A 13823-nucleotide genomic window follows, 5' to 3' on the forward strand; every position below is an offset into this window, starting at 1 on the left:
CGAACTCACCCGCGCAGACCCCTGTACCCCCGAACTACCCATCAGTACATTGACGCCATGTCTAATACGCAGAGCCGGGCGCCCGAGCCCGTCGCGTCCGAGCACATAGCGCTCAAGGCACGCAACGTCTCCTTTGCCTGGGAGAGCACCCCGCTCCACTGGCTCCCCGACGACCCGTTCACCACGCACACCATCAACGTGCTGCATCTGCTGCTGCCCGCGGGCGAACGCTGGTTCGTGCACGTCTACAAGCAGGTCCTGCCGCTCATCCGCGACGAGCGGCTGCGCGAGGACGTCATCGGGTTCATCGGCCAGGAGGCCATGCACGCGCAGGCGCACGACGAGGTCCTGCCGCACCTCAAGGAGCAGGGTCTCGACCCGACGCCGTACACCGCGCAGGTCGACTGGCTCTTCGAGAAGCTGCTCGGCGACCGGACGCTGCCGCCCGGCAAGGCGCGCCGGTGGTGGCTGATGGAACGCGTCGCGATCATCGCGGCCATCGAGCACTACACCGCGTTCCTCGGCAACTGGGTCCTCAACGCGCAGGAGTTGGACCGCAGGGGCGCCGACCCCACCATGCTCGATCTGCTGCGCTGGCACGGCGCTGAGGAGGTCGAGCACCGCTCCGTCGCCTTCGAGCTGTTCATGCACGTCGACGGCGGCTATGGGCGCCGGGTCAGGACGTGGGCGACGGCGTTCACCGCGCTGGTCTTCCTCTGGCAGCGCGGGGCGCGGTTCTTCATGGAGAACGACCCGACGCTCGTCGACGGGAAGGCGTCCTTCAAGGACTTCCACCGCAGCGGCAAGGCGGGCACGCTGCCCTCCACCGGCGACATGATCCGCTCCATCCCGCGCTACCTCAGCCGGGCCTACCACCCCTCGCAGGAGGGCAGCACCGAGCAGGCCGTGGCCTATCTCGCGTCCTCGCCCGCGGCCGTCGCCGCGCTCGCCGCCGAGAAGGGGACCGCCTGACATGCCCCGCATCCGCACCGTCGCCCTCGCCGCGGGCGCCGCCCTGCTCGCCCGGCGTGCCCTGCGCCGCCGCATCGCGGTCTCCCCGCTGTGGCCGCTGCCCGCCCTGGAGGAGCCCGTCTCGGGGCAGCCCCGCTCCCGGGCGCTGCGGCTCCGCGTGGCCGGGCACGAGAAGGTCGCCGACGGCGTCGTCCAACTGCGCCTGGAGGGCGCCCGGTTGCCCGGCTGGCTGCCCGGCGCCCACCTCGACCTGGTGCTGCCCTCGGGGCTCGTGCGGCAGTACTCGCTCTGCGGCGACCCCGAGGACACGTCCTCGTACACCGTCGCGACCCGCCTGATCACGGCGGAGCAGGGCGGCAGGGGCGGTTCGCGCGAGGTGCACGAGCAGCTCCGCGAAGGCGCCGTGGTCGAGGTGCGCGGGCCGCGCAACCGGTTCCCGCTGGCCGTCGCGGCGTCGTACGTCTTCGTGGCGGGCGGCATCGGGATCACGCCGGTCCTGCCGATGCTGCGGGCCGTCGAGGCGGCGGGCGCGCCGTGGCGGCTGCTGTACGGCGGGCGGTCGCGGGCGTCGATGCCGTTCCTGGAAGAGGTGGAGAAGCTCGGCGGCGCGGGGCGCGGGCGCGTCACCGTGGTCGCCCAGGACGAGGACGGACTGCCGGATGTCGCCGCCTTCCTGGACGGGACACCGCCCGGGGCAGCCGTCCACGTGTGCGGGCCCGAGGCGCTGATGGACGCCGTCGCCGCCGCCCTGCCCGACGGCTGCTCCCTCCACGTGGAAAGGTTCACGCCACGCACCTCCACCGAAGGCGACACCGCTTTCGAGGTGGAGCTGCGGCGCAGCGGACGTACGGTGGCGGTCGCCGCCGACACCACCGTGCTCGCCGCGGTCCGCGCCGAGCTGCCCGACACCCCGTACAGCTGCCGACAGGGCTTCTGCGGGACGTGCCGACAGCGTGTCGTGGAGGGGGAGATCGACCACCGCGACGAACTGCTCACCGATGACGAGCGGACCGGCTCGATGCTCATCTGCGTCTCGCGGGCGCGCGGTGAGCGGCTCGTCCTCGACATGTGAGCCGGACGCCGGAACGGACACGGACCGGCCGGTCGCGGGGCCGGTTCTGCTCGGTAAGGTGTTCGCATGACAACCGGGGTGCGCCGCAGGATGGGTGTCGAGGAGCGGCGGCAGCAGTTGATCGGGGTCGCGCTCGACCTGTTCAGCAACCGCTCGCCCGACGACGTGTCCATCGACGAGATAGCGGCGGCCGCGGGCATCTCGCGTCCGCTGGTCTACCACTACTTCCCCGGCAAACTCAGCCTGTACGAGGCGGCGTTGCGCCGGGCGGCGGACGACTTGGCGGGGCGGTTCGTGGAGCCCCGCGAGGGCCCGCCCGGGGCGCGGCTGCTGCGGGTCATGGGCCGCTTCTTCGCCTTCGTCGACGACCACGGGCCCGGTTTCTCGGCGCTGATGCGGGGCGGCCCCGCCGTCGGCTCCTCGACGACGAACGCGCTGGTCGACTCGGTGCGCCAGGCGGCGTACGAGCAGGTGCTGTTCCAGCTCGACGTCACCGAGCCCTCCGCCCGGCTCGAACTCGTCGTGCGATCCTGGATCTCGCTGGCCGAGTCGACGGCGCTGATCTGGCTGGACGGCCGACGCATCCCCCGCGCGGAGCTGGAGCTCCAGCTGGTGCACGACTTCGCCGCCCTCGCCGCGGTGAGCGCCGCCTACGACGAGGGCATGGCGACGCTGCTGCGCGAGGTCCTCGCGTCGGAGCCGCCGGACGGCCCCTTCGCGGAACTCCTGGAACGGCTTGCGACACTGGCCCCATGACAGCGCAACTGACCTGCCGCCGCGCGGACATCGGCGACACGGCGACCCTGGCGGGGCTGTACGAAGACGTGGTCGACTGGATGCTGGACCACGGCATCGACCAGTGGAAGTCCGGCGCCAAGGACGAGCGGCACTTCGAGCGGGTGATCGGCTCGTCGACGGCGGAGGCGTGGCTCGCGTACGACGGTTCCGGCGTCCTCGGCGCGTACGAACTGTGGTGGTCGGACGAGCAGGCGTGGGGCGCGCGGCCGCCGGTCGCCGGGTACGTGCACCGGCTGATGGCGCGGCCAGGAGCGCCCGCGGGGACGGGCCGCGCGCTGCTGCGGGACGCGGAGCGCCGCATCGCGGCGGCGGGCCGTGAACTGTGCCGCCTGGACGTCATGGTGACGAGCCCCCGCCTGCGCACGTACTACGAAGAGGCCGGTTACGCGGTCGTCGGCGAACTCACGGACAAGCTCGCGGCGGACGGCACCCCGTACGGCGTGCTGCTCATGGAGAGGCCGCTCGGCTAGGCGTACGGGGCGTGTCGCTCTGCCGCAGCCGCATGGCGAGGAGGGCGATGTCGTCCTCGCGGTTGTGGCCCAGGCAGGCGAGCAGGGTGTCGCAGAGGGCCGTGACGCCGAGGGGCGCTCCGGCCGCGACCGTGCGCAGGTGCTCCATGGATACGGCGAGGTCGGTGCCGCGGGTCTCGATGAGTCCGTCGGTGACCATGAGGAGCCGGTCGGTGCGGCGCAGGACCGTCTCGGTGGGCGGCGGCCTGTCCAGGCCGAGGCCGAGCAGTGGGCCCTTCGCCTTGAGGTAGGTGGCGGTGCCGTCGTCGGTGACGACGAGGGGCGGGATGTGTCCGGCGTTGGCGACGCGGGTGTGGCCGGTGGCGGGGTCGACGAGGGCCAGGCAGAGGGTGGCGGTCACCTCGGGGTGGTAGCGCTGCAGCATGCCGTCGAGGCGTTCGGCGAGTGTGCGCGGGTCGGGGTCCTCGATGCAGTAGGCGCGCAGCGCGTGCCGGATCTCGACCATGACGGTGGCGGCGTCCAGGGAGTGGCCGACGACGTCGCCGATGCCGGTGAGGAGCCCCTGGGATGTGGTGAGCGAGGCGTAGAAGTCGCCGCCGATCTCGGTGTCGCGTGAGGCGGGTTCGTAGCGGACGACGACTTCGGTGCCGGGGGTCTGTGGGACGTGCGCCGGCAGGAAGCTGCGCTGGAGGGTGAGGGCGATGTGGCGTTCCACCTCGTACATCAGCAGTCGTTCGGCGGCGACGGCGGTGGCATGGGCGAGACGCCCCACGAACCGTCCGGTGCCGGGTGCGGGGTCTCGGTCGTACACGGGTGTGGCGAGGCAGACGGGCGCGGACCCTTCGCGGGCGCGGGCCAGGGTGAGGCGGGCGCCGACGGGGCGTTCCCCGCCGTCGGACGGCTCGGCGTGGAAGAAGCCGGCGGGCCACACGGGTGCGGGTACGACGGTCTCGCGGACGCCGGTCTGGCCTGCCATGCCGCGCTGGATCAGGCGCACCACCGTGTCGTGCGCGCCCTCGTCGGGCAGGGAGGCGGCGGTCCTGCGCCGGGACAGGCTGCGGTGGAGTTCGCCGTCGTCGGCGATGACGAAGGCCGCGGCGGGGCCGTCGCTGAGGCGGGCGGTGCCGGCCGCGGCGGCGTCGGCGAGTTCGCGGGGGCAGCGGGCAGACTGGACGTCGAGGATCGTCTCGGCGAGCCGGGTGAGGTGTCCGGCCTGTGCCTCGGCGTCGCTGCGGTGGCGTGCGCCGCGGGCCGCGGCGCGCACGACGGCCTGGATCTCCTCCGGTTCGGCGGGCACCGTCAGATAGGCCTCGCCGCCCGCGTCGAGACCCAGGCACCGGTCGGCGGGGGCTATCCGGGCGGCCGAGAAGTGCACGACGGGCAGGGCGGCGAACGGCGGTGTCTCCTTCAGCCTGCGGCACAGTTCGAAGCCGCTCATGTCGGGCAGGCCGACGTCGACGAGCGCCACGTCCGGCAGTTCGCCGGCGCGTCGGCGCACGTCGAGTTCGATCAGGGCCTCGCCCGCGCTGGCGGCGAGGACGACGCGGTGGCCGTCCCTGCGCAGGACCGCACCGAGTGCGTAACGGCTGGCGGCGACGTCGTCCACCACCAGGATCGTGCTGCCTGCCTTGGCGTTCACGGTCACACAGGGCCCCTTTGGGGCTGGTGGGGCAGACCCCCCGCGGGCCTGCCCGACCAAGTTAGCGTTCCGGGGCGCGCGGCGGGAGATGATGGCGCTCCCACGACCGGGATCAGTGAAGATCCAGGAACTTTCCTCGCGGACAAGGACCTTGGCGATAGAATTTCCCGCCCGCCCCCAGGTGCCCTCGCGCCCTCGTGACCTTCGTGTTCCGCCGGGCGTTCTCACCGGAGAAGCCGACCTCCGCACCCGTCCTGAGGGACTCCATGACCCAGAACGCCACCTCCGCGCCCGCCACCGAGTCCTCGCCCGCCGGGGAGTGGTGGCGCGACGCCGTCATCTACCAGGTCTATCCGCGCAGTTTCGCCGACGCGAACGGCGACGGCATGGGCGATCTGCCCGGCATCACGGCCCGCCTGCCGTACCTGCGCGACCTGGGCGTGGACGCCGTGTGGCTCTCCCCCTTCTACGCGTCGCCGCAGGCCGACGCCGGGTACGACGTGGCGGACTACCGCGCCGTCGACCCGATGTTCGGCACGCTCACGGACGCCGACGGCCTGATCGGCGAGGCGCACGCGCTCGGTCTGCGCGTCATCGTCGACATCGTGCCCAACCACTGCTCCGACCGGCACGAGTGGTTCGTGCGGGCGCTGCGCGAGGGCCCGGGTTCCGCGGCCCGCGAGCGTTTCCTGTTCCGCCCCGGCCGGGGCGCGGGCGGCGAACTCCCGCCGAACGACTGGGAGTCCGTGTTCGGCGGCCCGGCCTGGACGCGCGTCGAGGACGGGGAGTGGTACCTCCACCTGTTCGCGCCGGAACAGCCCGACTTCAACTGGGAGCACCCGGACGTCCACGACGAGTTCCGGTCCGTGCTGCGGTTCTGGCTCGACCTCGGCGTCGACGGGTTCCGCGTCGACGTCGCGCACGGTCTCGTCAAGGCGGCGGGTCTGCCGGACATCGGTCACCCGGAACAGGTCAAGCTGCTCGGCAAGCAGGCCGTGCCGTACTTCGACCAGGACGGCGTGCACGAGATCTACCGCGACTGGCGGCACATCCTCGACGAGTACGGGCGGGACGGCGGGGCGCGGCGGATCGCCGTCGCCGAGGCGTGGACCCCGACGGTCGAGCGCAGCGCCCGCTACCTGCGCCGCGACGAGCTGCACCAGGCGTTCAACTTCGAGTACCTGACGACGGGGTGGGACGCCGACGCGCTGCGCGACGTCATCGACCGGTCGCTGGCCGCGATGAACGCGGTGGACGCGCCCGCCACGTGGGTGCTCTCCAATCACGACGTCGTACGCCACGCGACGCGCTTCGCGGACGGCGACGAGGCGCGGGGGCTGCGTCGGGCGCGGGCGGCGACGCTGCTGATGCTGGCGCTGCCGGGCTCGGCGTACCTGTACCAGGGCGAGGAGCTGGGTCTGCCGGAGGTGACGGAGCTGCCGGACGAGGTGCGGCAGGACCCGGCGTTCTTCCGCGGGTCGGGGCAGGACGGCACGCGGGACGGGTGCCGGGTGCCGCTGCCGTGGTCCGGGGAGCGTGCCCCGTTCGGCTTCGGGCCGCGCGAGGGCGGTCCGAGCTGGCTGCCGCAGCCGGACGCGTGGAAGCGCTTGTCGGTGGCCGCGCAGACGGGCGATCCTGCGTCGACGCTGGAGTTCTACCGGCGGGCGCTGGCCGTGCGCCGTGCGCATCCGGCGCTCGGCGCGGGCCGCGACATCACGTGGCTGCCCGCGCCGGACGGTGTGCTGGCGTTCCGCCGCACCACCTCCGCGGGTTCGTTCGTGTGCACGGTGAACCTCGCCTCGTCGCCGGTCGCGCTGCCGACGCCCGGCACGCCGCTCCTGGCCAGCACGGAGATCGCGCCGGGCGCGGGGCGGGCGGTGCTTCCGGCGGATTCGGCGGTCTGGTGGGCAGCCTGAGGGGCGACCGGTACAGTCCAACCCTGTGACCGCACGGCTAGCCGACATCGCAGCCCAGGCGGGGGTCAGCGAAGCGACGGTGAGCCGCGTGCTCAACGGCAAGCCGGGCGTCGCCGCGGGCACCCGTCAGTCCGTGCTCGCCGCGCTCGACGTGCTCGGCTACGAACGCCCGGTGCGGCTGCGCCGCCGCAGCGAGGGCCTGGTCGGACTGATCACGCCGGAGCTGGAGAACCCGATCTTCCCCGCGCTCGCACAGGTCGTCGGGCAGGCGCTGACCCGGCAGGGGTACACGCCGGTGCTCGCCACGCAGACGCCGGGCGGTTCCACGGAGGACGAGCTCACGGAGATGCTGGTGGACCGCGGGGTCGCGGGGATCATCTTCGTCTCGGGGCTGCACGCGGACACCTCGGCCGACACGCACCGTTACGAACAGCTGCGCGCGCAGGGCGTCCCCTTCGTCCTCGTGGACGGCTTCTCGCCGAAGGTGCAGGCGCCGTGCGTCTCGCCGGACGACCGCGCGGCGATGCGCCTCGCGGTGACCCATCTGGTCTCCTTGGGGCATACACGCATCGGTCTCGCCCTCGGCCCGCGGCGGTTCGTGCCCGTGCAGCGCAAGATCGAGGGTTTCGTCCGCACGATGCGGGACCAGCTGGACCTCTCCCCCGCCACCGTCGAGACGGAACTAGTCCAGCACTCCCTGTACACCCTGGAAGGCGGTCAGGCCGCCGCCTCGGCGCTCCTGGACCGCGGCTGCACGGCTGTGGCGTGTGCCAGCGACATGATGGCGCTGGGTGCGGTACGGGAGGCGCGCAGGCGCGGCCTGGAGGTGCCGGACGACATCTCCGTGGTCGGCTTCGACGACTCGCCGCTGATCGCGTTCACCGACCCGCCGCTGACCACGGTGCGCAAGCCGGTGCCCGCCATGGGCCAGGCCGCGGTGCGCACGCTCCTGGAAGAGATCGGCGGCACCCCCGCGCCGCCCGGCGAGTTCGTCTTCATGCCCGAACTGGTCGTTCGAGGTTCAACCGCCTCGGGTCCCGGGCGCCCCTAGGGCCCTCCGGGGCCACTTGAGGGACGGGCTCTCCTTCCTGCGGCGTAGAGAATGCGGTCCGAACCCGACCAAGGGATGATCGGTCGAAGGGTGGGGATCTGGCAGACTCTGTCCCTATGGGTGAGACGACCGTGACGACACTTGAGGGCCGTGAGAAGCCCGCCTCATCACCCGTCGCGGACGCGAAGAACGGCCGCAATGGGCGGAACGGGCTGCGTCGTTTCCGTCGCCTCCGAACGCCCCGCCGGCCGCGTCTGTGGTTCGAGATCCTGCTCATCGGCGTCAGTTACTGGACGTATTCGCTGATCCGCAACGCGGTGCCGGAGCAGAAGTCGCAGGCGCTGCGCAACGCGGACTGGATCTGGCGCGTCGAGCACGACCTGGGGACAGCGTTCGAGCAGAGCGTCAACCACGCCGTCGACTCGGTGACATGGCTCATCGTCGGCATGAACTACTACTACGCGACCCTGCACTTCGTCGTCACGCTCGGTGTCCTCGTCTGGCTCTTCCGCAAGCATCCGGGGCGGTACGCGGCCACGCGTCTCGTCCTCTTCGCGACGACGGCGGTCGCTCTGGTCGGGTACTACTTCTACCCGCTGGCCCCGCCGCGTCTGATGAACGGCACCCACTTCATCGACACCGTGGTCGTCCACCAGACCTGGGGCTCGATGGCCTCCGGCGACCTCAAGAACATGTCGAACCAGTACGCGGCGATGCCGTCCATGCACATCGGCTGGTCGCTGTGGTGCGGCCTCACCATCTTCGCCCTGGCCTCGGTCCCGTGGGCCAAGGTGCTCGGCCTGCTCTACCCCGTGGCGACGCTCGTCGTCATCGTGGCCACCGCCAACCACTTCTGGCTCGACGCGGTCGGCGGCATGCTCTGCCTGGCCTTCGGTTTCGCGGTCGTGCGGTTCTGGTACGGCGCGATGCCGTACGCACTGCCGCGCGATGTGGCCGCGCCGGACCGTCTGTCTACCTGAACGACTCGTCCCCGTCCCAGTTGACGTGGACGACCTCCGGTGCCAGGCCGTGGATCACCGCGCGGCCGACGTCCCTCTTGAAGCGCTCGATCAGGTCCTCGATGCCGCTGTGCGGGTATTTGGCGTCCAGCGCGGCGAGGAGGGCGTCGCGGGGCACGTCGACGGCGCCGGCGAGGGTCTGGGTGTTCCCGGGGCGGTTGTTCCAGCCTTCGGCGTTGTTGCGGCCCACGTGGATCGACTCCTGGGCCGTGAGGCTGGACGCGCCCGCCTCGTGGATCAGGTTCTGGCCGGCCATCGGGCGGGCGGTCAGGTGGAAGAGGGAGCCCTTGATCGCCGCCGTGGACGCACCGGTCTTGCGGTCCCGGACCTCGCCGCCGCTGGTCAGCATGACGTTGAGGTGGACGGCGAGACGGGCCGTGGTGCCGCCCGCGGTGACGGTCACCTCCACGGGCCGGGAGATGAGGTTGTTGCCGCCGTTGTTCCGGCACTCGGACCCGAACTGGAACCCGGCGAGCGTACGGTCCGAGCCGACGATGATGTCCAGGAGCTGGTTCCAGTCCACGCGGGGAGCGGTCTGGGTCTGTGTGGCGGGGGCGCGCTGCACGGCGGCCCCGGCGTGGTCCGCGGCCCCGTGGTCGTGCGCGGCCGTCTCGGTGCGGGCCGCGGGCGCCGGGCCCGAGAGGACCCGGTGGGCGTTGGCCTCGGCCTCGCGCTCGAACCGGTCGGACGGGTCGGAGACCTTGAGGCCCGAGCCGTTGTCGGTGCCCGCGACCGGGCCCTGCCGCTGCTGGATGACGTGCGTCAGCTCGTGGGCGAGCGTATGCCGGTCGGCGCCGCCGTCGCCGATGACGACGTGGTTGCCGGAGGTGTAGGCGCGGGCGCCGACCTCGGCCGCGGAGGCCTTCGCGGCGCTGTCGTCGTGGAGGCGTACGTCGGAGAAGTCCGCGCCGAGGCGGGCCTCCATGTCCGTGCGGGTTCCCGTGTCGAGGGGGCGTCCGCCGCCGCGGAGCACGTCGTGGACGGAGGAGCGCTGCACCGCGCGGACGACGGCGGCGTTGCCCGCGCTGCGCTGCAGGGCCCGGATCTCCTGCGCGGACATGCTGCCCTCCGCGCTCGACGACGACGCGGTGCCGCGGGCCGGTACGCGGCCTGCGCGCTCCCCGTCGGCGGGTCGGGCGGTTTCACGGGCGCGCATGGGGCCTCCAGGCAGACGGACTCGAACTCTTCCTGAATACGCCATGGGACGGCCCCCGGACCAGGTGCGCAGGGGCAGTGTCGGGCGTCTGATGGGGCAGCGGGGGGCGTCGGGGTGAGCGCTTTGAAGCGACCCGGGGTGCGCACACCCACGCTGTCGGTCCTATATTCATACAAACAATTCACGCGTGGCCCTGCCGCGCTGGACACGGGGTGGGACCGCAGTGATCGAACCCGACGGCACTGAACCCGCCCGCGCCGGGTCCCGTGCCGCCCGCAAGGCGCGTGCGAAGGCGCGGCGGCGCAAGCAGATGGCCGTGGTCGCGGCTGTGATCGGGCTGGGCGGGGCGGCCACCACGGGGGTCATCGCTCTGGCCGACTCCTCCGGGGACGGGGGCGGCTCCGGACGCACCGCGTCCGCTTCTTCGGGCAGTGCGGCGCAGAAGGCGCGTGCGGCCAAGCGGGCCAAGAAGGGCGAGGAGAAGTGGGACGGCAAGGTGCGGGTGCTGGGGGACGGCTCCACCTCGTACACCGGGCCCCAACGCGGGCAGCTCAAGCCGAAGAAGCTGAAGCCCGGCGAGAAGCCGCCGCAGTTCGTCGTCTTCTCCTGGGACGGGGCACTGGAGGGCGATGACCGCCGCTTCTCCCACTTCCGCCAGGTGGCGCGGGAGAGCGGGGCGCACATGACGTTCTTCCTCACCGGGATCTACCTCCTGCCGGAGAGCAAGAAGTCGCTCTACCGTCCGCCGCAGCACAACCAGGGCGCGGCCGCCATCTCGTATCCGACCGTCCCGCACATCCGGACCACGCTGGAGCAGCTGCGCGGCGCCTGGAAGGACGGGCACGAGATCGGCTCGCACTTCAACGGGCACTTCTGCGGTCCCAAGGGCGGCGGCGACTGGAGCGCCGCGGAGTGGAAGAGCGAGATCGAGCAGACGTACGCGTTCATGAAGGAGTGGAAGACCAACACCGGGTTCACCGAGGAGAAGCCCCTGCCCTTCGATCCGGACCGGGAAGTGGTCGGCGGCCGTGCGCCCTGTCTGGAGGGCCAGGAGAACCTGCTGGCCGCGGCCGAGCCGTTCGGCTGGCGCTACGACGCGAGTTCGTCCGGCGACTTCCAGATATGGCCGTCCAAGGCCGGGGGCATGTGGAACTTTCCTCTGCAACTCCTGCCCCTGGAGGGCAAGGAGGTCCAGGTCCTCTCCATGGACTTCAACTTCCTCTACCACCAGTCCGGTGACAGCACCCAGGGCGACCCGGCGAAGTTCCCGGCGTGGGAGAAGCAGGTCGCCACGTCGTACATGAACGGGTTCAACCGCGTCTACAACGGCAGCCGGGCGCCGATGTTCATCGGCAACCACTTCGAGGACTGGAACGGCGGCATCTACATGAACGCCGTCGAGGACGTGATGCGCAAGGTGTGTCCGCGCAAGGAAGTGCGCTGCGTGTCGTTCCGCGAGCTGGCCGACTGGCTCGATGTCCAGGACCCGAAGGTCCTGGACCGGCTGCGCCTGCTCGACCCGGCGCAGGCACCGAAGTGGAAGTCGCTCATCAGGTAGCGGGGGCGGCATGCCCCACACGCCCTAGGTGAGTGCCTTGATGTAGTGGGTCCACAGATCCACTGCTCGCCGGCTGGCGGATGTGGCGGAAGCGTCGCCGCCCAGCCCCTTGAGCGACAGGGGCACCAGGTCCTTGAGCGACATGCGGTAGACGACCACGGCCGTGGTCTCGTCGGGGGTGCCTCCCACGAACCATCCCGCCGTGTTCGCCGTGGTCGTCCCGGTCTTGCCCACGGCGGCGGGGTGTGCCGCGCCCGCCGTCTTCGCCGACCCGTCGGTCATGGTGGTCCGCAGGGCGTCCGTGACCGCCTGGGCGGTCTTCTCCGACATCGCACGGGCGGGTCGCGGTACGGCGAGCGGCACGGCGTCCCCGGCCCGGGTCACCGAGCTCACCGAGTACGGGTCGGTGTGCATGCCGTGGGCGGCGAAGGTCTGGTAGGCACCGGCCATCCGGATGGCGCTGGGCGTCGAGTTCTCCCCGAGTGCGAACACGGGTATCCGTTCTCCCAGGCTGGCGGGGAGCAGTCCCGCCCGCAGGGCGTACTTCTCCACCCGGTCCAGGCCGACGTCGAGGCCGAGTTGGAGCAGAGGTGTGTTCACGGAGTCGGCGACAGCCTGGCGCAAGGTCACCTGGCCCCAGTCGCGGCCCCCTTCGTTGCGGCCCTTGACCACCTTGCCGCTGCGGTCCCAGTAGGGCCCCTCCGGCGTCTTCACGGCGATCTTGTCGTCGCCGTCGTAGACGCTCGCCGGGGAGACGGGGGTGCGGTCCCCCTCCCGGGTGCGCTTGACGCCGTCCTCGAGCGCGGCGGCGTAGACGAAGGGGGTGAACGCCGAACCGGCCGGAATGGTCGTCGCGTTGGACTGGTTGAAGCCCTGTTTCAGGAAGTCGCGGCCACCGTACACGGCGAGCAGCCGGCCGTCGGGGGCCACGCTCGCCGCGCCGATCTTCGCGTGCTCGTCGGTGTCGGGCCGCCGCTCGGCGTCGAAGTCCTTCTCGGCCCGGTGAACGGCGGCGGTCAGGGCCTTGGTGCGTTTGCGGTCGAAGGTCGTGCGGATCTGGTAGCCGCCCAGGTCGTAGTCGGCGGCGGTGATGTGTCCGGACTTGATCGCGTGCCGCTTGGCCAGCTCCACCAGATAGCCGGTCCGCGCGCCGGGGATGTCGCCGGAGCCCGACTTCGTGGGTTCGGGGAACTTCTTGTAGGTGGCCCGCTCGGCCTGGGTGAGGTGGCCGGTCGCCACCATGCGGTCCAGGATCCAGTTCCAGCGGTCGACGGCCCGCTCACGGTTCTCCTTGCCGAGGGCCGGGTCGTAGAGTCCGGCGCCTTTGAGGAGAGAGGCCAGGAAGGCGCCTTCGCTGGGGTTGAGGCGCGAGACGTCCTTGCCGTAGTAGGCGTGCGAGGCGCGCTGGATGCCGTAGGTGCCCCGCCCGAACCAGCTCGTGTTCAGGTAGGCCTGGAAGATCTTGTCCTTGCTCGTGTGGTTGTCCAGCTTCACGGCGAGCAGGGCTTCGGTGAACTTCCGGGACAGGGTGCGGTCCTGGCTGAGGTAGACGTTCTTCACGTACTGCTGGGTGATGGTCGACCCACCCTGCGTCTCTCCTCCGGTGATCGCGGCGGTCGCCGCACGCAGGACACCGCTCGGTGAGACGCCGGCATCCGAGTAGAAGCTCGCGTTCTCGGCCGCGAGGACGGCGCCCCGGACCTTCGGCGGCACCCTCTTCAGCGGGATCTCCTGCCTGATGACCCAGCCGGTGCGGGCCATGACGCTGCCGTCGGACCAGTAGTACACATTGTCCTGTTGCGTGGCGAACGAGTTGAGGTCGTCCGGTATGTCCGTGGTGGCGTACGCGATCGTGACGAAGCCGGTCAGAGCGAGCGCCAGGTACAGGAAAGCGCCGAGCCACTGGCGCCACGAAGGCAGCCACCGGCGCCAACCGCTGCGGCCCGGCCGGGGGTAGGCCGGACGCAGCCGGCGCAGTTGCCCCCGCACCCCGGCGAGGGCGCCGGGTATGCCGCCCGTGGTCCGCTGCCTGGACTTCCTGCGTCGGCCGGTCGCCGCGCGGCGTTCCCCCTGTGCCGCCCGCCGTCTCCCGCCGCCCTGGCCTGCGGCCCTCTTGCGCGCACCCACCCCGTGTGCCTCCTCTGTAGCGCTCTGGCGCTCACATTAGAGGCA

Annotated in this window: 11 protein-coding genes; 8 read left to right on the forward strand and 3 right to left on the reverse strand. The window is 71.7% G+C overall.

The window, feature by feature from the left end; all coding sequences use genetic code 11:
• The first annotated feature begins 57 nt into the window (after nt 1–57).
• The 4 genes from DEJ47_RS10220 to DEJ47_RS10235 all read left to right on the forward strand — a co-directional run bounded on the left by DEJ47_RS10220 (nt 58) and on the right by DEJ47_RS10235 (nt 3312).
• Nucleotides 58–972: a metal-dependent hydrolase gene (locus DEJ47_RS10220; protein ID WP_150167058.1), complete on the forward strand. Its 915-nt coding sequence runs from the start codon at nt 58–60 to the stop codon at nt 970–972.
• Between the two features lies 1 nt (nt 973).
• The gene (locus tag DEJ47_RS10225; protein ID WP_150167060.1) at nt 974–2044 is read left to right on the forward strand and encodes a PDR/VanB family oxidoreductase; all 1071 of its coding nucleotides are present in this window, start codon (nt 974–976) and stop codon (nt 2042–2044) included.
• Between the two features lie 66 nt (nt 2045–2110).
• Nucleotides 2111–2800 (forward strand): TetR/AcrR family transcriptional regulator, encoded by a 690-nt coding sequence (locus tag DEJ47_RS10230; RefSeq protein ID WP_150167062.1) that lies wholly within the window; start codon nt 2111–2113, stop codon nt 2798–2800.
• Nucleotides 2797–3312, forward strand: a complete 516-nt coding sequence (locus DEJ47_RS10235; protein ID WP_150167064.1) for a GNAT family N-acetyltransferase — start codon at nt 2797–2799, stop codon at nt 3310–3312. Before DEJ47_RS10230 ends, DEJ47_RS10235 begins: the two co-directional genes overlap by 4 nt.
• Here the strand turns inward: DEJ47_RS10235 and DEJ47_RS10240 are convergent.
• Nucleotides 3290–4957, reverse strand: coding sequence for a SpoIIE family protein phosphatase (locus tag DEJ47_RS10240; protein ID WP_398333656.1), 1668 nt, complete (start codon nt 4955–4957; stop codon nt 3290–3292). The two genes, DEJ47_RS10235 and DEJ47_RS10240, sit on opposite strands and share 23 nt — an antisense overlap.
• 260 nt (nt 4958–5217) lie before the next feature.
• On the opposite strand from DEJ47_RS10240, the gene DEJ47_RS10245 reads away from it, so the two are divergent.
• From DEJ47_RS10245 to DEJ47_RS10255, 3 genes are all read left to right on the forward strand, one after another.
• Nucleotides 5218–6867, forward strand: a complete 1650-nt coding sequence (locus DEJ47_RS10245; RefSeq protein ID WP_150167066.1) for a glycoside hydrolase family 13 protein — start codon at nt 5218–5220, stop codon at nt 6865–6867.
• 25 nt (nt 6868–6892) lie between these two features.
• A complete protein-coding gene (locus DEJ47_RS10250) occupies nt 6893–7918 on the forward strand; it encodes a LacI family DNA-binding transcriptional regulator (RefSeq protein WP_263398889.1) in 1026 nt (341 codons plus the stop codon).
• 116 nt (nt 7919–8034) lie between these two features.
• Nucleotides 8035–8898 carry a phosphatase PAP2 family protein gene (locus DEJ47_RS10255; protein WP_150167070.1) on the forward strand — a complete coding sequence of 288 codons (864 nt, stop codon included), beginning with the start codon at nt 8035–8037 and terminating at the stop codon, nt 8896–8898.
• Here the strand turns inward: DEJ47_RS10255 and DEJ47_RS36825 are convergent.
• Nucleotides 8891–10093, reverse strand: coding sequence for a DUF4157 domain-containing protein (locus DEJ47_RS36825; protein ID WP_398333670.1), 1203 nt, complete (start codon nt 10091–10093; stop codon nt 8891–8893). The two genes, DEJ47_RS10255 and DEJ47_RS36825, sit on opposite strands and share 8 nt — an antisense overlap.
• 310 nt (nt 10094–10403) lie before the next feature.
• Between DEJ47_RS36825 and DEJ47_RS10265 the strand changes: the two genes are divergently transcribed.
• Nucleotides 10404–11651, forward strand: a complete 1248-nt coding sequence (locus DEJ47_RS10265; protein WP_150175538.1) for a hypothetical protein — start codon at nt 10404–10406, stop codon at nt 11649–11651.
• 24 nt (nt 11652–11675) lie between these two features.
• On the opposite strand, the gene DEJ47_RS10270 is transcribed toward DEJ47_RS10265, so the two are convergent.
• Nucleotides 11676–13778 (reverse strand): transglycosylase domain-containing protein, encoded by a 2103-nt coding sequence (locus DEJ47_RS10270; protein WP_190415357.1) that lies wholly within the window; start codon nt 13776–13778, stop codon nt 11676–11678.
• Between the last annotated feature and the right edge of the window lie 45 nt (nt 13779–13823).

The organism is Streptomyces venezuelae (genome assembly GCF_008642355.1).
GTDB lineage: Bacteria > Actinomycetota > Actinomycetes > Streptomycetales > Streptomycetaceae > Streptomyces > Streptomyces venezuelae_B.